We start from the raw sequence: 16,651 nt of genomic DNA, 5'->3' as shown, positions 1-16,651 counted from the left end.
TGTCCCGACTCCCGGAGCCGTCGTGGTTCCGGCCGTCGAGACCACTCGTGGGTTCGATTTTCCGCGTGTCGACGGACCGTCGCTGTGAAAGCGAATATCAGTCGCTACGATCCTCGCCCAGTTCCTCGTAGATCCGCGGATCGGTCTGGAACTTGAGGACGTTGTGGATCGCCGAGTTACGAATGTTGGCGATGACTGCGCCGTGTTCGGAGTAGCAGTCGTGGATCCACTGGGATACCTCCTGTCTGTCCCGGAACATCATGACCGTCTTCCACTGATACTCCCCGTCCGAGAGGAAGAAAAACAGGGTGTGTTTGTCCTGTTTGATGTACTCCATCGCGTCGCGCCAGTACTCGTCGAAGTGTTCGGGATTGAACTTGAACTCGAACAGCGCAAAAATGTAGTACTCCTCGTTGGGGATGATCGCCTCGCGAAAGACGCCCTCGTCGCGCATCCGCCGGATCGACTCGCTGACGGTGACGTGAGAGACGTCGATATCGTACTCCGATTCCAGTACCTGTGTCAGTTCGCGCGAGGACAACTGCGGATCTGCCGAGAGTTCACTCAGGATCGCGATATCGCGGTCCTTGAACTCCCAGTTCGGTGGGTCGCCGCTCATGTTACCGTGAGTTTCGTTGCGGACATGATTTTATGGTTCCGCTCCCGCGAGGAACTCGCGGAGCCGCTCGGCGTACACATCCGATCGGTCCTCGGGGACCCAGTGGTAGGCGTCCGATAGCGGCGCGAGTTCGGCGTCGTCGATGTCTCCGGCCAGTCGCTCGGCGTAGCTGTAGGGCTGCATCACGTCGTCTTCGCCCCACAGCAACAGCGTCTCGGCGTCGATCGCCCCGTACTCGATCTCGGTCGTGTGGTTCGTGTTCGTTGCAACGGCGTTGCGGACCAGCGACAGGTGGCCCTCGTCGGTCAGCCACGGCGCTTTCATACCCGCAACGAACTCGGAGTCGGCCTCGCCGTAGGCCCCCTCGACGAACGCCGCGTCGAGGCGGCCCTCGAGTTCATCGCGTTCGATGTCGGCGGTCGCGGGCAGGCCCAGATTCGAGACGAACTCGACGGGCCAAGAGTCATAGCAGACGGCGTTCGAGAGGACGAGCTGATCGACGATCCCGGGGTTGTGCGCGGCGAAGCGCAGCGCAACGCCGCCGCCGATGTCGTGGGCGACCAGCGCGATCTTCTCGACACCGAGATCGTGGAGCAAGGCCTCGAGGACGCCCTCCTGGGCGCGGATCGAGCGGTCGAAGCCGTCGTGCATCGCGGAGTTGCCGTAGCCGGCCATATCGAGCGCGATCGTCCGGCGGTCCTCGGCGACCGGCGGGACGACGTCACGCCAGAGATACGACCAGGTCGGGATGCCGTGGACGAAGACGACCGGCGGTTCGTCGGCGTCGGCGGGACCGGCCTCGTGGTAGGCGATCTCGAGGTCGTGGTCGTCGACCGAGACGGTCGTGGCCGACTGTTCGTCGGCCCAGGTCTCGTGGTCGACCATCTACCGATCACCCGGTGTCGCCGTTCGGTTGGGGTCGCGGACCGGCTCAGTACTCCCAGCGCCGTCTCGTATGGCAGATACTCGCATTATCATTGGTGACATGCCACCAATTCAGTTTCCAAGATAAAGTCAGTTTGGGAGCAGACTACCGCTGTTAACTCGATCGCCGAACGACGGCGGGCACGCAGTTCCATCGACCGTCCGGGCGGATCGCTACTCCTCGTCCGATCCGGTGGTAATCCCCGCCAGCGACTCCTCGCCGATCTCCTCGAGGACCCGCTCGTGGAACGACTGGAGGGCCGCGCTCTCGTCCTCGGCGAGGACGACGTCGCTTGCCGATAGCGTGGCCAGCCCGAAGGCTCGCGGCGTCGGCGAGTCAAGCGGCTGCCGGGTGAGTTCGATCCCGCCCGCGTCGATGGCGGCGACGATGGCCTCGATTTCGGCGACGTTGAGTTTGTCCTCGAGGATCTCGCGGTAGGTCTCCTCGATTACCGCAAAGTCCTCGAGATCCTCGGCGAAGCCAAGCAGCATCTCGCTGGAGACCTGCTGTTCGCTCGCCGACTTCTCGTAGCCCTTGTAGCGTTTGAGGATCATCAGCGCGCGGGTCGCGTTGATCCGGAAGTACCGCTGGAGCAGGTCGGTCCCCGACAGCGAGGCCCGGAGATCGTCCCGGACCTGGTCGGCCTCGAGGTCGGCGAGGATCCCCTCGAGGTCGACCTTGCGATTGAGCGGCATCGAGAGGACGAAGCCGTTGTCCGCGACCGCGACGCGGACGTTGGCCGTCGCCTCCTGCGCGCAGCGGTAGGCCAGCAGCCGGGAGAAGCCGTCGTTGACCTTCCGGCCGTACGTCGAGTGGACGTAGTAGTGGCGCTCGTACTCCTCGCGGTCGCGGACGACCTCGACGGCGAGCTGGTCGGGCGTGCTGACGCTTTCGGAGCCGGCGTATCGACACTGGTGGTCGAACAGGCGAGCGATCGCGCGCACGCTGTCGTCGTCGAGCGGGAACTCCCGGAGCCACGCGCGGACCCGCGGCGGCCCGCCGGCCGCGTAGCGCTCGAGGAGTTCCCCCTGAAACGTAAGGATCTCGCGGCCGAGATCGTACGACAGCGGCAGGCGTTCGGAGTACCACGAGGGGACGGTCGGGCGCGCGCTCGTCCGGTCGACGTAGACTTTCGAGCCTCTGCGGTAGCGAAACTCGAAGTGGTCGCCCCCGAGGACGAAGACGTCGCCTTTCTCGAGAGTGTCGAGGTAGTTCTCGTCGAGTTGGCCGACCCACTCGTCGCTCGCGCGCGTGTAGACATCACAGGTAAAGGAGTCCGGGATCGTCCCGATGTTGGTCATGTAGATGACTCGCGCGAGGCGGCCGCGCTTGCCGATCAGGGGCTCGCCGACGGGGAACGCCTCGTGGTGGTGCTGGCCGTCGGGCGGGTCGTTCTCGTCGCGCCAGACTTTCGCGTAGACGTTTTTCTCCTCTAAGCCGGCGTAGTCGGCGGTGAGATAGCGCATGAGCGACTCGTACTCCGCCTCGGTGTAGTTCCGGTAGGGATACGCGCGGCGGAGCGTCGCCTTTAGGTCGGCCTCGGGGCGGATCTCGGCGATGGCCATCCCGTAGACGTGCTGGGCGGCCACGTCCTGGGCGTTTTCGGGGATCGACACCGAGTCGACGAAGCCCTCTTCGGCCTTTGTGAGCATGACCGCACACTCGAGGAGTTCGTCCCGGTCGAGCGCGATCACGCGGCCGGTGACGGTCTGGCCGACGCGGTGGCCCGCGCGGCCGACCCGCTGGAGCAGGGCGGCGACCGATTTGGGCGAGCCGACCTGGACCACGAGGTCGACGTGGGGCATGTCGATCCCCAGCTCGAGGCTGGTCGAGGAGGTGACGACGTCGAGGTCGCCCGACTTCAGGCGGCCCTCGATGTCCTGTCGGACCTCCTTCGAGAGGCTGCCGTGGTGGCAGCCGGAGTTTCCCTCGTCGTAGGCGTCGAACCGCTCGCGGAGGTTGTGCAGGACCCACTCGGCCCCCGAGCGGGTGTTGGTGAACACGAGCGTGTTCGTGTGGGCCTGTATATGATCGTGGAGCATCCGGTAGAACCGGTCCTGGACGACCTCGCGGGGCGTGTTGATCAGGTCGTCGGTCGGACACTCGAGTTCGATGTCGAACTCGCGGGCGAAGCGGGCGTCGACGATCTCGTAGTCGCGGGCGGACCCACCGGGCTCCCGGCAGCCGACCAAAAACTCCGCGACCTCCTCGAGCGGTTCGATCGTCGCCGAGCAGCCGATCCGGGTGATCTCGCCATGGGCCATCGACTCGAGCCGCTCGAGGCTGACCGAGAGGTGGGTACCGCGTTTCCCCGCGGCCAGCGAGTGGATCTCGTCGACGATGACGTACTCGACGGTGCGGAGCTTCTCGCGGAACTTCGGCGAGTTGAGCAAGATGGCGAGCGTCTCGGGGGTCGTGTTGAGGATGTGGGGCGTCTCCTCGAGCATCTTCTGGCGCTCGCTGTCGTCGGTGTCGCCGTGACGGATGGCGTGGCGGATCTCGCCCATCCCCTCGCCGTCGCGTCGGTCGACGACGGATTCGATCCCCTCGAGGGGCACCGTCAGGTTGCGGTGGATATCGTTGGCCAGCGATTTGAGCGGCGAGACGTAGAGACAGTAGACGGAGTTCTCGAGGCCACCGGGAGACGCCGTCTCCCGAGCAGACGGACTTCGTCCGTCGACGTCGGACGACTCGCGGTCGCGCCGGTAGAGTTCGTCGATGATCGCGGTAAACGACGCGAGGGTCTTGCCCGACCCCGTCGGCGCACAGATCAACGTGTTCGTCCCCGCGTGGACGTTCGGGATCGCGCCCCGCTGTGGCGGCGTGAAGAAGCCGCCGTTCTCGGGGACGAACTCGCCGAACTCCTCGAGCCACCACTCTTGGACGGCGGGCTCGAGCGAGTCGAAGACGTCGCGGTCGGCGATCGTCGTGGTGTCGGGATCGAAGGGCAACTCGGCGTCGGCGACCGGCAACTCGAGGCCGTCGTTCCCGTCCATGCTCGTCGTCTCAGGGGGCGGCGTGTAAGAGGGTTTGGACGGCGCAGTGAAAGTGAAACCGCTGGCAGGGACCGCGCCGACGGCAGTCGCGCCGGGAGCCGATGGCCGATGGCAGTCACGGGGGAGCCACAACACAGATATCCCCTCGTTCGTGACTGTCAGGAAATGCTATCGTCGCGAGCCCTGACCGCCCTCGTTCTCGTCATCGGCCTGCTCACCGCGGGGGTCGTGGCGGGAACGACGGTCGTCGACCTCGACGGCGACGGGCGGTCGGTCGTCGCAGAGGTCCGGGACGGGACCGCACCGCTCGAGGCCGACACCGACGGTGACGGCCTCGACGACGACGTGGAGAGCCGGTTGGGAACGGATCCGACTGCGGTCGATACCGACGGCGACGGGCTCGAGGACGGCACTGAGGTGAACGAGTACGGGACCGATCCGACGGCGACCGACACGGACGGCGACGGCCTCGACGACGACGCGGAACTCGACGAGTACGGGACCGACCCCACCGCGGCCGATACGGACGGCGACGGGCTGGACGACAGTGTCGAGGTCGGCGAGTACGAGACCGATCCCACGGTCGCAGATACGGACGACGACGGCCTCACGGACGGCCTCGAGGTCGAGGCTGGCACGGACCCCCACGACAGCGACACGGACGACGACCGGCTGAACGACGCCGCGGAACGCCGTGAGTACGGCACCGACCCGACCGATCCGGATACGGACGGCGACGGGCTCGAGGACGGCATGGAGCGGCACTTACACGGGACCGATCCGACCGCGGCCGATACCGACGGTGACGGGTTGGACGACGGTGCCGAGGTCGACGAGTACGACACGGATCCGACCGATCCGGACACCGACGGCGACGGCCTCGAGGACGGCACGGAGATCCACCGAGAGGACCGACTCCCCGACGCGGACCCGCTTCGGACGGACGTCTACGTCGAGATAGACACCATGGCGGGGACCGATCTCTCGACGGCGGAACGCGACCGGATCGTCGACCGGTTCGCGGACGCCCCGCTCGACAACCCGGACGGATCGACCGGCGTGGACCTCCATCTCGTCTTCGACGAGACGCTGCCCCGAGAGGACGTGACGGACGTCGACGACCTGACGCGGTATCGGTCCCAGTACTTCGACGGCTCGGGTGCGGGGTATCACTACCTGGTGATCGTCAACGACGTGGCGGGCGGGACGGCGACGACGAACGTCATTGGAAAAGCGACGCTGGGGACCATGATGGTCGAGGCCCAGCCCGAACGCCACGAGACCGGATCGACGGCGATGCACGAACTCGGTCACTCGCTCGGTCTCTCCAACGGGAACTTCGAAGGAATCGACTCCGATCAGTACGCCTTTGCACAGTACCCGAGCGTGATGAACTACAACGCGCCGAGCGACTACTACGGCTTCTCCACCGGCGGCGGCGACCGGGACTTCGACGACTGGGGTTATCTGGGAGAGTCCCTGTTCACACCGGACACAACGTCCGTCGCAGTGGAGTAGTCGCTACAGCCGCGTTCGGTACCTCCCGAGAACCGGTGCTGTGAGCGTCCCGTTCCGGATCAGTCCTCGTTTTCGCCCGCCGTCGATTCCGCGGTCGAGACGTCCGCGGAAAATTCTATCTCGCCCGAGTCGTCGATGTGGACACGATGGCCGTGATAGGAGAACTCGACGGCGACCGGTGTCCGCGACCGGTCGTCGACCGACCGACATAGCGTGTCCAGTGCGTCGGTGTCGACGACCGCATGCAATGGCGGCTCGAGATCGATCGGATCGACACCTTCGCGCGCCGCCACCCCCTGTACAACCCGAATGCTGGTCGGAACCGTCGTGGGCATATGTCAGCGGCCAACGACGATGTAAATAAGCCCCTCGATCCTTTGCTGACACACGGCAGACTCACGTCAGACATACCTCAGATTTGTGTCAGTGGTGGCCCACTCGAGCGATTGTATCCGAACGCATCACCGGAGGTAGAAATCCCAAATACGTTTATACCCGTTCTCCTTACACGTATATAGCCCAGCGGAGCTGGTGTCACGGCCGCCCGGCACCAGTGGGCTGTCAGAGGCATTCCACCCACCGTCGAGCGGCCGTCTCTTGGGCGTCACGACGGCCGTTCGGTCACGCTTCCGGGCGTCGCAGTTGTATTCTTTCGGTCGGCTCGGTCAGCGGTTCGAGAGGTCGTCGCCGCTCAGATCGTGATCTCCCGCTCGAGGACGATCGACTCCGAGCGCGACGTGTACGCGACACCGGTGAATTCGATCGTAGTATCCCCCGTGGGCCCCTCTTCGACAGTGAGCCGCTCGCCGCTTTCCGTGACGGTCCGTTCGATCGCCGAGTTCGTCGTCGTGCCGTCGGTGATGTCGTCACCGCTGGTTTCGGCCGTGATCTCAACGCGGTCGCTCGAGCCCATATCGAGGACGATCACCGTCACCGAGCCGTCGGCGGTGCCGCTCGTGACCTCGGTGTCGATCGAGGCGCGGGCACCCCTATCGAGCGGGTCGCCGAAGCCGAGGAAAGACGTCCCGATGGCGGCCGCCAAGACGATGACGACCACAACCATGAGAACGGTCGAGACGACCGGGCTTACCCCCGGTCGTCCGCCCGTCGTGATGGACTGTCGCCGCTAGTCATCGACCCACCCCTGGATCGAGTCGTCGCATGGCCCGCGAGCCCACCCCGGCTCGCGTCGGGCTGCGACGGTGTCGGTAGCGCGGTACGGCGTCGATCACCGTTGGCACCCACCAACCGCTGTCGCCACCTGTTCCACCCGAATCGATCGCCACGTCCCCCATTTTCCACCCACCCCGCAGCCCCCGGACGGTCCTCCTGCTCGAATCCGTGTCGGCCTCGAGCAATCGCGGTCGAACCCCCGCTCGAGCGCTGTCGGTCGAGACCGCCCGTGACGGCTGCGAGTGTATCCCATCGGTGGAAGCCCCATATAGGTACCAGATCGTGATAGGAATCCGGCCGAGCGATACGGTCCGGGCGTTTTCATCCGTGATAATCAGGGACCACTGGAGCGGCTACAGTACGGGCTTGAAGCCACGCAGCCGACGATCGACTCGAAACGTGATGGACGGACGGCGGCGTCTCGAACACGAGCGGTCAAATCACGAGTAGTCGTGGCAGGTCGGCACGACCGAAGCGGCGACCTCTCGCTCTCGAGCGAGCAATGGACACGGCTCACTGGAACGGCAGCGATCGGGCGCTCTCCGGTGGCTCAATCCAAATTCCCCGCCGCTAGCAGTAGATATAAGCCATCTCGTGATAACAATCCGAACGGAAGCCGGTCTCCAATCGCGAACGCAACGGGGGGCACGCGTCGAAATGCCCCGGGTGCAGGAACACCCGAGACGTGGCTTCCAACCCTGCAAGGGGATTCGAAAGCCATGCTCGAGTTCGTTCTAGCGGGATATAAACGTCCCGCACGACGGTGGAATCAACCCCGACAACCAGCAGCAACTTCCACCCGTGGGGCTAACCATGGGTGAGGACCGGCCCTCAAGCGGGGGCGACGGACCCGACGACGAGTGGTCGGTCCCCGACTGCCCCCGCTGTGGCCGCCCCGTCTGGCTCGTGACCGTCTCCGGCCCCGGTCCGGGTATCGCTGCCCCGTGTGGCTGTCCCGTCGCGCCCGATCTGCTCGCGGGCAACGCCGGCTCCGGACGGTAGGGCGGTCGGCCGACGGCTATTCAGAATTTATCGCGTAAATTTTCGCCTGATAATCCAGCACAGCGGTTCACGGGTCTTCATAGGTCCTACCAGCGTACGTCTGGGCAAATCCGTTGTCGAGCAGCGGTACGTCCCAGTTCAGAGGTGGACGTGATTCCGAACCGTCAAATTCGAACCATCTTCGAATCAGTAGTGAGATCGCAAGACGGAGTCGCTTTCAAGACGACGCTGTAGCCCGGATAGCACCCGCTGATTTTCAGTTTTGAAACCCGTATCAGTTCACGAGAAGCTCACGAACCTTTATCTATATATGGTAGCAGTTGCGTCCTGACTACAAGCACCAAACGGAACGGCAGGAAGGCGCGTCGGGTTGGTCAAAGATTCCCAATCCCCCTACGCGCATGAAGTGGTACCACACCACTTCGCATAGTCCTTCCGACCGTTTACAGCGGTGCTGTGGTACACATAGATTTGACACAATACAGATCGAAATTGATCGGAAACGAAGACGAACGGGCAGTATCACCAGTTATCGGCGTGATCCTGATGGTCGCGATCACCGTCATTCTCGCGGCTGTGATCGCGGCATTCGTGCTTGACCTGGGGCAGGGTCAAGAGGCGAATCCACAAGCGGGTATTCAGTTTGACGAAGCTAACAGCGAGGTTACACTAAACAATCTTGGCTCCAACACGCAAGGCGTGTATTGCAGCAATGGTGGGAGCTACTCTGGAGGTAGCTTCAGTGGTGAGTACGCAACTTCTGCCGGTGGGACGTTCACTTGCTCATCGGGAGAGAATGTCGTTGGGGTTACTGAGTCTGGTAACGAGGCAGTCATTCAGTCGCTATGATGAACGGGATTAGTAAGCCGGAGCCGAACGAATCAAATGAGCGTGCAGTCTCTCCTGTGATTGGAGTGATACTGATGGTTGCAATTACTGTCATTCTGGCGGCAGTCATTGCAGCTTTCGTCCTTGATCTTGGACAAGGTCAAAGTGCAAATGCACAGGCAGGTATCCAGTTCGACAAGGACACGTCAAATAATCAGCTTGTGGTGACTGTTAACTCAGTCAGCCGTGCTGATGACATTTGGGTCAGCCAGTCCGGATGTAAATCTTCTGATGGTTTTGGGAAGTCAGCATCTAGTCTAAATCCATCTGCTGGTTCATCAGAGACAATCGCTATAGGTGATGATAGTGGGTCCTTCAGCTACTCCGGTGCGAGTAGTCCAAAGTGTGACACACAGGGTAGTTCAGTGACTATCCAAGTAATTGGCGAAGTCGATGGTAGCCAGAATGTCATAACCGAAGAAGAGTGGGGATAATATAATGTATATCCCAAACATCAAACCGAAACTGGTCGGAAGTGAAGATGAACGCGCGGTATCACCCGTTATTGGTGTGATACTTATGGTCGCTATCACAGTTATTCTCGCAGCTGTGATTGCGGCATTCGTGCTTGACCTTGGACAAGGTCAGACTGCCAATGCACAGGCAGGTATTCAATTTGACCATGACGCCAGCAATGAGAAGGTAACAATCACAGTGAACAGCATTGAACGAGCTGACGACCTCTATGTTAAATGTGGTAGTGGTAGTGGTAGCAAATACGATGATGGTAGTAGCAACTTTGACTCTGCAGGGGCCACAGCCGTAGCATACTACGGTTCAGCTTCTAGTGGGGACATTGATTGTTCTGGTGAGACTATCCAAATTATTGGTGTGGTTGAAGGTAGTGAGTCGGTTCTCACTCAGTTCGATGACCACGTCTAATCTTTAAATTCCAACTCTCTTCTCGAAACCTTCATTTCACCCTTCATATCAGTCAATAATTGATAGATAGTCTCGGAACTACCGATCAGGATTACAGATATTCGAGCCCTCGTCCGTCGTACGTCCCGAGCGACCTCCACCACCGGGATGCGAAAATCGGACAGTTAGCCGGTATACTCCGACCAATCACCGACGGCGACACCGGCGAGAACGCACTAGTTTTCGGTCCGAACGCGACGACGAGACTTGTTACGGGCTCGTGATCAAGCGGCGGTCCGAGCCTCAGTGGCGAAGTGAATCACGGATGCTGTACCCGAACCTCTCGACTCTCGAGCGCCTGTCGAACATCGGTGTCGGTCGCTTGATGAGCCGGATGGGCGATGGGCGTCCGATTCTCGACATCGTACAGTTTGCTCGCCCGGACGAACCCACTACGCATCGGCCTCACCCCCGTGACGACCCTCGGATGTTTCCGGATCGGGGACCGCCACGTCGACACCAGCAGCGGAGCCGCGGCTCAGTCGGGCGTACGTATCATAGTCACCACACCGATGGGCCCGATCCTCGTCGTCACCGAAGACGCGTCGGAACCGGTCCGTGACGTGGGCTCCGCAATGCTGGCACGTCGAGTGGTCAACCGATGGCCACGGTGCGACCGTCACGCCGACCACCTCCTGACGGCCTGTCGGCTACGTGGTAATATCCCAAACCCGAGAATTGGATTTTCGGCCGTCTCAGAGGCATGAGCCGCTAAGAGTTGAACACTTGGAAAATTTCGAGTGGGACCACGGTCACGGCAAAGCCGTTCTCTGCTCCCACGTTTCGCTCCTCACGTCACGGCGGTCGCGTCGCTCTCTCGTTCGTTGCGTCACGAAAAGTGGGACCGCCGAGAATTGAACTCGGGTCCTACGGACCCCATCCGCAGAGGATACCACTACCCCACGGTCCCGCACGTGAACCGATGGCCGTCTGCTGCTTAAGGGTGTCGTTTCGAAGGCGGTGCGGTACCCGGTTTCGTACCTCTAGACGAGGACCCGCTCGAGGTCGACGACGACGCCCTCGTCGGCGTCCGGGCTCGCGACCAGTTCGCCCAGACAGACCGCTGCGTCGTCGGGCGTGTAACAGGCGACCAGCGACCCCTGCTCGATCCCGTCGTCGGCCTCGATGACGCCAGGGCCGTAGACCGGCGCGCCCTGTGCGATTTCACGGGCGGCCGACTCCGCGACCACGACACTGGGGATCCCCTCGAGGATGCGTTCGGCGGGGTCGACGACGTCGAACAGCGGCTCTGGGTCGTCGTCCTCGACCCAGAAGGCCAGCGCGTCGAGGAAGTCGTGGGCCGAGTGCAGCGTCCGATCGTCGAACGGATCAGTGGCGGTCCGACGCAGGTGGCCCATGTGCCCGCCGGTGCCAAGCGCCAGCCCCAGATCGTGACACAGTTTGCGGACGTAGGTGCCGCTCTCACAGCGGATCCGCAACAGGAGCCGACGGTCCTCGGCCTCGAGGACCTCGAGATCGTAGATCTCGCGCACGCGCAGGCGACGCGCAACGGCGCTTTTCCGCGGCGGCTTCTGATAGATCGGCCCCTCGAACTCGGCGACGACAGATTCCGCGTCGGCCGGCACCGGCGCGTGGCACTCGAGGACGGCAGTGTACTCCTTTGCCCCCTCGAGAAACACCTGTGCGAGGCGGGTCGCATCGCCGAGCATGACCGGCAGGCAGCCGGTCACTTTGGGATCGAGCGTCCCCGCGTGGGCGGCACGATCGATCGTCGCCGCTGCCCCGCGATCGGCGAGCGTCTCCGCGACCGCGTCGCGAAGCCACCCGCTGACCTGATGTGAGGACGGACCGGGCGGCTTATCGAGATTGACGACGCCGAAGGTGAGTAACTCGGCGGGCGATCGCTCCGCCGGTGGGCCACGGAGGCTCATTCGAAGCCGTTCTCGAGTTCGACGCGTGCTTTCCCCTCGTCGCCGTTGGCCGCGTAGCGTTCGACGGCGGTGACGAGCATATCGAGGACCGCCTCGGGCTCCCAGCGGGCCGTGTTCACCGATAGATCGTAGATCGTCAGGTCCCGGATATCGATGCCGTAGTACTCCTGATAGCGCTGGGCCTCGCTGGCCTCGCGGGCCTTCGTCTCCTCGGTTGCCCGGGCCGGGTCCTTCTCCTCGCGCTCGGCGATACGTTCGCCGCGGACTCGCGCCGGTGCGTCGAGCCAGAACCGGAAGTCGGCCTGGTCGCCGGCCAGCCAGCCGGCGAGTCGCGACTCGAGGACCAGATCGTCCTCCTCGACGGCGATCTCTCGCAGTCGCCGGTCGAGGTCGCGATCGATCTCGTCGTTTTCCTCGGCGAGTTTGTTGAACTCGAGTGGGGTATACCCCCGCTCGTCGGCGAGTTCGCGGAAGATGTCGCCGCCGCTGACGTGGTCGAGATCGAAGGCGTCGGCGAGCAACTCCGCGGTCGTACTCTTCCCGCTACCCGGCGGGCCGGAGACGGTGAGTAACATACCTTATCTGGGGAGGGTGGCACTAATGAGACTTTTCGTCTCCGCTGTCGGCGGAATTCCGACGACGGTGGGCGTTCGATCCGAAGCGCGGTGCGGCCGGGCTACGACGGGGACATGTTGATGTCCAGTGCTTTCCGGATAAGCTGATTGCAGGCCATCGAACACAGGAAGTACCAGAAGAGCCACACTGGGATGAATCCCTGCAAGCGGTCGCCCCACGAGACCTCGCCGGCGAGCGGGATAACGACTATCTCGCTGCTGATCCCGCCGTACATCTTCCAGTACATCCACAGGAACATCGGGATCGTAAAGAGCATGATCCAGACCATCGGCCGGAACTGCTCTTTGAACATGCCGAGGTTGTCGGCCATGGCTTCCATCTGCTCTTCGCGTGCGCGTTCGATCTCGTTCTCGAGGCGTTCGATCTCGGCCTCGCTCGCGCCGCGTTCCTCGGCCTCCTTTTTCTCCTGTCGGAGGTCCTTCTGCTCTTCCTGAACGGCTTTCATCCGTTCCTGATATTTCGCCATGATCTCGGGGTTCATCAGGTTCGCCTGGAGCAGCGAGGAGTAGAGGCCGGTGATCAGTGCAACCGAGAGGATCACGGCGTAAAACGGCAACGCCGCGTCGAGGGGTCCGAGCGCGAGGTCGAGCGTACTCCCGACGACGTTGCGGATCGAGTCGAACCAGTAGCCGGGCATCAACAGCAATGCGCCGACGCCGGCGAGTTTGTCCCACTGCGACCAGCTCGATGCCTCCTCGTCGATCTCGATGTCGGCGGCCGCGCCCCCGCCGTCACCGTCGCCGTCGAGCGCCCGGTCGAAGGCCTCGCGGTCGGCGATTTCGAACCCGTCGTCGCCGTCGACTAGAACGCCTTTTTCGATCAATCGCCCCCACTGGCCGCTCGTCAGGTCATCGCTGACGTCGGCCCATTGAACCTCGCCGCCGTTCCTGTCGGCTTCCTCGCGGATGGCCTCGAGGGCTGCCGCCATCGAGGAATCCTCGCGGACGAGGGCGTCGATCTTTTCGGCTGTACGCGTCATCTGCTTGGGCTAGGGCACGTCGGCTATACAAGTGTTTTTCTTCGGTACTCCCACGAGGACGAACTGGCAATCGGCCGATCGGTGAGCCATACCGACGACGGGACACTCTCAACGTCTCGGCAACTCCATTCGTCGAGTTCGGACCGAGATAAACAGTTTGATCGGTCGAACGTTTTATCATAAGGTTTCCCAAACGGGTAGAGTGTATAAATGGGCTTCCGAAGAGCTGACGGACCGGCCGCTCCGTCACAGCGGGGACAGAGCGCGATACTCGCGCTTGTATTGCTGATCGGAATGGTCGCAACGATCAGCATCGGCATTCTGCTCGTCGCCGGGGACGTTATGACCAGCACGGAACAGCAGGCCGAAAGCGAACGCGTCGAACAGGCGTTTGTCGAGTTGAGCAAACAGATGGCGACGGTATCGAAAGACGGCGATGCACCGAAGTCGATGACGTTCGATGCCGGCCAGAAGGGGGCAGTTACGAGGACTGCGACCGGCGAGATTACGATCAAAGCGAGAAACGTCAACGAGACCCTCACGATGGGGTCGATCGAATACGAGGGCGACGACGGGAGCATCGTCGCCTATCAGGCCGGCGGCGTCTGGCGAGAGACGGGTAATCAGACGCGGATGATTTCGCAACCGTCTATCGCCTACAGCGCTGAAGAACAAACCCTCTCGTTGCCCGTGACAACTGTCAGTGGCGAACGTGAACTCAGTTCGGGCGAGGTAGACATCCGCCACAACAGCACGGATCCGATCCGAAACGCGACCGTCGTCGAGGATGATACCGTCACGCTCGAGATCACGAGCAAGTACTACCGCGGCTGGGCACTGTACTTCGAGGAAGAAGTCGGTGACGCGTCCGTCCAAAACGTCACGTCGCTTAGCGGTGATACCGGGTACGTCAAGATCGAACTCGGCGTCCAAGAGCTAGACGGTGCGTTCGATAACGGCGTCACTGTCTCCGGCGAGATCAACGACAAACACGATGCGATCGACGATTACAGCAAGGGGACGACGATGCCGGCGATCAACTCCGTGATCGACGACGTCGTAGAACAGTCAAACACCACCGAAAACCGAACGTGGGCAGCGGATGCGGATACCGGCCCGTGGGTGATCGACGGATCCGAGGGGACGTTCGAAGACGGGACGTACTTCGCGGAGGGTGTCTCCGCCACCAACGACGTGCAGTTCGACCTGTCGAACGGAAACGCGACGCTGGTCGTCGATGGGGACATCACGATCGACAAAAGCAGGTTCGAAGTGTCGAACTGGAAGAACGCGAGCGGTCAGGACCGCCATCTAAAAGTGTACACAACGGGGGATTTAACCATCGCTGGTGGTGAGATGTGCGTCGATGACTGTGCGAACGACGACGACTCGGAAGTCGATGCGAAACAGCTCCAGGTATACGGCAGATCGGATACGTCGGTCGACATCGGTGCGAAAGGAGGTTCGAAGTTCGAGGGGATCATATACGCTGCCGGCGGTAACGAGTCCGATTTCGATGGGAATTACAACTCAAAAGAATGTAAAGATATGCAAGCATGTGTCGGCAACAACGCTGAATTCGACGGCTCGTTCGTCGGGACGTCGATCGGAAACCAGGCGAGCGCGTCGGACTTCGAATACGACGCTTCCCTCAGTGGATACGAGCCGAACGCCTACCCGTCGGGATACGTCCTCCCACCGGGGCTTACCCACTTGAACGTCGCCGTCTACGAACTTGACGTGAAAAACGCGTGAACCGGTTACGCGGCGTCTTCGATCGTTGCCTTGACTTCGTCCCAGACCGCATCGGGGGCCTGCTCGCCGTCGATCCGCTCTAAGTCGCCCTGCTCGTCGTAGTACTCGATGACCGGTTCGGTGTTCTCGTGGAAGACCGACAGCCGCTCGCGGACCGTCTCCTCTGTGTCGTCGTCGCGCTGCTCGAGTCGTTCCTCCACTTCGGGGTCTTCCGGCGGGTTGTACTCGACGTGGTAGATGTCGCCCGTCTCGGGGTCGAGTCGCCGGCCGGTCAGCCGGTGGACGAGTTCCTCCTCGCCCACGTCGAGATAGAGGACGACGTCGAGGTCGGTCATGTCCTCGAGTTCCTCGGCCTGCTCTATGTTCCGCGGGTAGCCGTCGAGGACGAAGCCGTCGGCCTGGCTGAGTGCTTCGTCGACGATCGCGTTGACGACGTCGTCGGGGACGAGTTCGCCCTGGTCCATGTATTCGCCGGGCGTGTCGTACTCGGTGTCCATGTCGGAGATGTCCATCTCCTTGTTCGATCGCAGCGCGTCGCCGGTCGTGATGTGATCGACGCCGAACTCCTCGGTGATCTTTGCACTCTGGGTGCCCTTCCCTGCCCCGGGCGCACCGAGGATCAGGATTCGTGGCTGTGCCATACGACACCGTTTACGGGCGTCACATAAAGTCTTAAAGAATCGGGCACGTCCGTCGGTGTATGACCCGCTTCGACGCCGCCGAACCCGCCGAGCGACGGAAACTGTACGTCGACGCCATCACCGCTCATCGTGAGCGAAACAGCGCGTTTTGTACCTTCGAGGTCGACGAGAGCGCACTCGAGGCCGACGCTGGATCGGGAGCGGAAGACACCACGACCGACGAGGCGACCACCGATCCGGGCGTCCCCTGGATTCAGTTCGGTGACGGGACGATCAACCTCGACTGTACCGACGCGGAACTCGAGTCGGTAAAGTCCCGCCTCGAGGCGTTCCCCGCGTTCAAGATCGACGATCTCCACCGTCCCGAGGAGGCCGAGGGAGTCAATGTTCGGATCAGCGCGAAAGCGGATCCGAACCGGATCGCACAGTTTCTCGATGACGTCTTCCTCGAGGTGTACGAGCTGCCGTCGACGGTTCGGGTCTGGGTGGTCGAAATATAAGCGCGGGCGAGAACTGAAGCTGCCGCATCCCGGTTTGATCGGCTCCGTTTCGCGTCCCCTCCGGCACTGGAAGCGAACAAGTTCGCCAAAAGCCACATGTCGAAGAGTAACATGTGGCCAGCAAGACACGATGGCGGTCTATCGGCGATAGAAAGAAGGGTATCGGGCCCAACCCCACAGTGATGAATCGAGACAGTTGGTGGTCG

The 16,651-nt window shown here is 62.2% G+C and carries 17 protein-coding genes and 1 tRNA gene; 7 read left to right on the top strand and 11 right to left on the bottom strand.

Annotated elements, in window-relative coordinates:
- Positions 1-97: 97 nt before the first annotated feature.
- From ACERIM_RS07770 to ACERIM_RS07760, 3 genes are all read right to left on the bottom strand, one after another.
- A complete protein-coding gene (locus tag ACERIM_RS07770; protein ID WP_006179972.1) occupies positions 98-619 on the bottom strand; it encodes an Lrp/AsnC family transcriptional regulator in 522 nt (173 codons plus the stop codon).
- Between the two features lie 30 nt (positions 620-649).
- Complete coding sequence (locus tag ACERIM_RS07765) at positions 650-1,504, bottom strand: alpha/beta fold hydrolase (protein WP_373631934.1); 855 nt, start codon at positions 1,502-1,504, stop codon at positions 650-652.
- Between the two features lie 213 nt (positions 1,505-1,717).
- On the bottom strand, positions 1,718-4,540 hold the full coding sequence (locus ACERIM_RS07760; RefSeq protein WP_373631933.1) for an ATP-dependent helicase: 2,823 nt from the start codon (positions 4,538-4,540) through the stop codon (positions 1,718-1,720).
- A 165-nt stretch (positions 4,541-4,705) separates the two neighbouring features.
- Between ACERIM_RS07760 and ACERIM_RS07755 the strand changes: the two genes are divergently transcribed.
- On the top strand, positions 4,706-6,058 hold the full coding sequence (locus ACERIM_RS07755; RefSeq protein WP_373631932.1) for a hypothetical protein: 1,353 nt from the start codon (positions 4,706-4,708) through the stop codon (positions 6,056-6,058).
- Between the two features lie 59 nt (positions 6,059-6,117).
- On the opposite strand, the gene ACERIM_RS07750 is transcribed toward ACERIM_RS07755, so the two are convergent.
- Both ACERIM_RS07750 and ACERIM_RS07745 read right to left on the bottom strand, forming a co-directional pair.
- Positions 6,118-6,393: a HalOD1 output domain-containing protein gene (locus ACERIM_RS07750; protein ID WP_373631931.1), complete on the bottom strand. Its 276-nt coding sequence runs from the start codon at positions 6,391-6,393 to the stop codon at positions 6,118-6,120.
- 356 nt (positions 6,394-6,749) lie between these two features.
- Positions 6,750-7,172 (bottom strand): type IV pilin, encoded by a 423-nt coding sequence (locus ACERIM_RS07745; protein WP_373632017.1) that lies wholly within the window; start codon positions 7,170-7,172, stop codon positions 6,750-6,752.
- A gap of 872 nt (positions 7,173-8,044) precedes the next feature.
- Here ACERIM_RS07745 and ACERIM_RS07740 point away from each other — a divergent pair.
- The 4 genes from ACERIM_RS07740 (at position 8,045) to ACERIM_RS07725 (ending at position 10,003) form a co-directional block, all read left to right on the top strand.
- The gene (locus tag ACERIM_RS07740) at positions 8,045-8,233 is read left to right on the top strand and encodes a hypothetical protein (RefSeq protein WP_373631930.1); all 189 of its coding nucleotides are present in this window, start codon (positions 8,045-8,047) and stop codon (positions 8,231-8,233) included.
- Positions 8,234-8,704: 471 nt separating this feature from the next.
- On the top strand, positions 8,705-9,082 hold the full coding sequence (locus ACERIM_RS07735; RefSeq protein ID WP_373631929.1) for a type IV pilin: 378 nt from the start codon (positions 8,705-8,707) through the stop codon (positions 9,080-9,082).
- Positions 9,083-9,156: 74 nt separating this feature from the next.
- Positions 9,157-9,555 (top strand): type IV pilin, encoded by a 399-nt coding sequence (locus ACERIM_RS07730; RefSeq protein ID WP_373631928.1) that lies wholly within the window; start codon positions 9,157-9,159, stop codon positions 9,553-9,555.
- A gap of 4 nt (positions 9,556-9,559) precedes the next feature.
- Entirely contained in the window at positions 9,560-10,003 is a 444-nt protein-coding gene (locus ACERIM_RS07725) for a type IV pilin (protein WP_373631927.1), read from the top strand.
- A 431-nt stretch (positions 10,004-10,434) separates the two neighbouring features.
- Here the strand turns inward: ACERIM_RS07725 and ACERIM_RS07720 are convergent, their stop codons facing one another.
- The 5 genes from ACERIM_RS07720 to ACERIM_RS07700 form a co-directional block, all read right to left on the bottom strand.
- Positions 10,435-10,674, bottom strand: coding sequence for a hypothetical protein (locus ACERIM_RS07720; protein ID WP_373631926.1), 240 nt, complete (start codon positions 10,672-10,674; stop codon positions 10,435-10,437).
- Positions 10,675-10,881: 207 nt separating this feature from the next.
- A tRNA-Pro gene (locus ACERIM_RS07715) sits at positions 10,882-10,952 on the bottom strand.
- A gap of 73 nt (positions 10,953-11,025) precedes the next feature.
- Positions 11,026-11,934, bottom strand: a complete 909-nt coding sequence (locus ACERIM_RS07710; RefSeq protein WP_373631925.1) for an RNA-guided pseudouridylation complex pseudouridine synthase subunit Cbf5 — start codon at positions 11,932-11,934, stop codon at positions 11,026-11,028.
- Positions 11,931-12,509 (bottom strand): (d)CMP kinase, encoded by a 579-nt coding sequence (gene cmk / locus ACERIM_RS07705; RefSeq protein WP_006179983.1) that lies wholly within the window; start codon positions 12,507-12,509, stop codon positions 11,931-11,933. The genes ACERIM_RS07710 and cmk overlap by 4 nt, the downstream gene beginning before the upstream one ends.
- 101 nt (positions 12,510-12,610) lie before the next feature.
- Positions 12,611-13,549, bottom strand: coding sequence for a DUF106 domain-containing protein (locus ACERIM_RS07700; protein ID WP_373631924.1), 939 nt, complete (start codon positions 13,547-13,549; stop codon positions 12,611-12,613).
- A 294-nt stretch (positions 13,550-13,843) separates the two neighbouring features.
- Here ACERIM_RS07700 and ACERIM_RS07695 point away from each other — a divergent pair, with 294 nt between their 5' ends.
- A complete protein-coding gene (locus ACERIM_RS07695) occupies positions 13,844-15,304 on the top strand; it encodes a hypothetical protein (protein WP_006651040.1) in 1,461 nt (486 codons plus the stop codon).
- 5 nt (positions 15,305-15,309) lie between these two features.
- Here the strand turns inward: ACERIM_RS07695 and ACERIM_RS07690 are convergent, their stop codons facing one another.
- The gene (locus tag ACERIM_RS07690) at positions 15,310-15,945 is read right to left on the bottom strand and encodes an adenylate kinase (RefSeq protein ID WP_373631923.1); all 636 of its coding nucleotides are present in this window, start codon (positions 15,943-15,945) and stop codon (positions 15,310-15,312) included.
- A gap of 59 nt (positions 15,946-16,004) precedes the next feature.
- Here ACERIM_RS07690 and ACERIM_RS07685 point away from each other — a divergent pair, with 59 nt between their 5' ends.
- Entirely contained in the window at positions 16,005-16,445 is a 441-nt protein-coding gene (locus ACERIM_RS07685; RefSeq protein ID WP_373631922.1) for a hypothetical protein, read from the top strand.
- The last annotated feature ends 206 nt before the right edge of the window (positions 16,446-16,651 follow it).

This window comes from Natrinema sp. H-ect1 (assembly GCF_041821105.1).
GTDB classification, from domain to species: Archaea; Halobacteriota; Halobacteria; order Halobacteriales; family Natrialbaceae; genus Natrinema; species Natrinema thermotolerans.
This window is presented reverse-complemented; position numbering and strand designations above follow the sequence as displayed.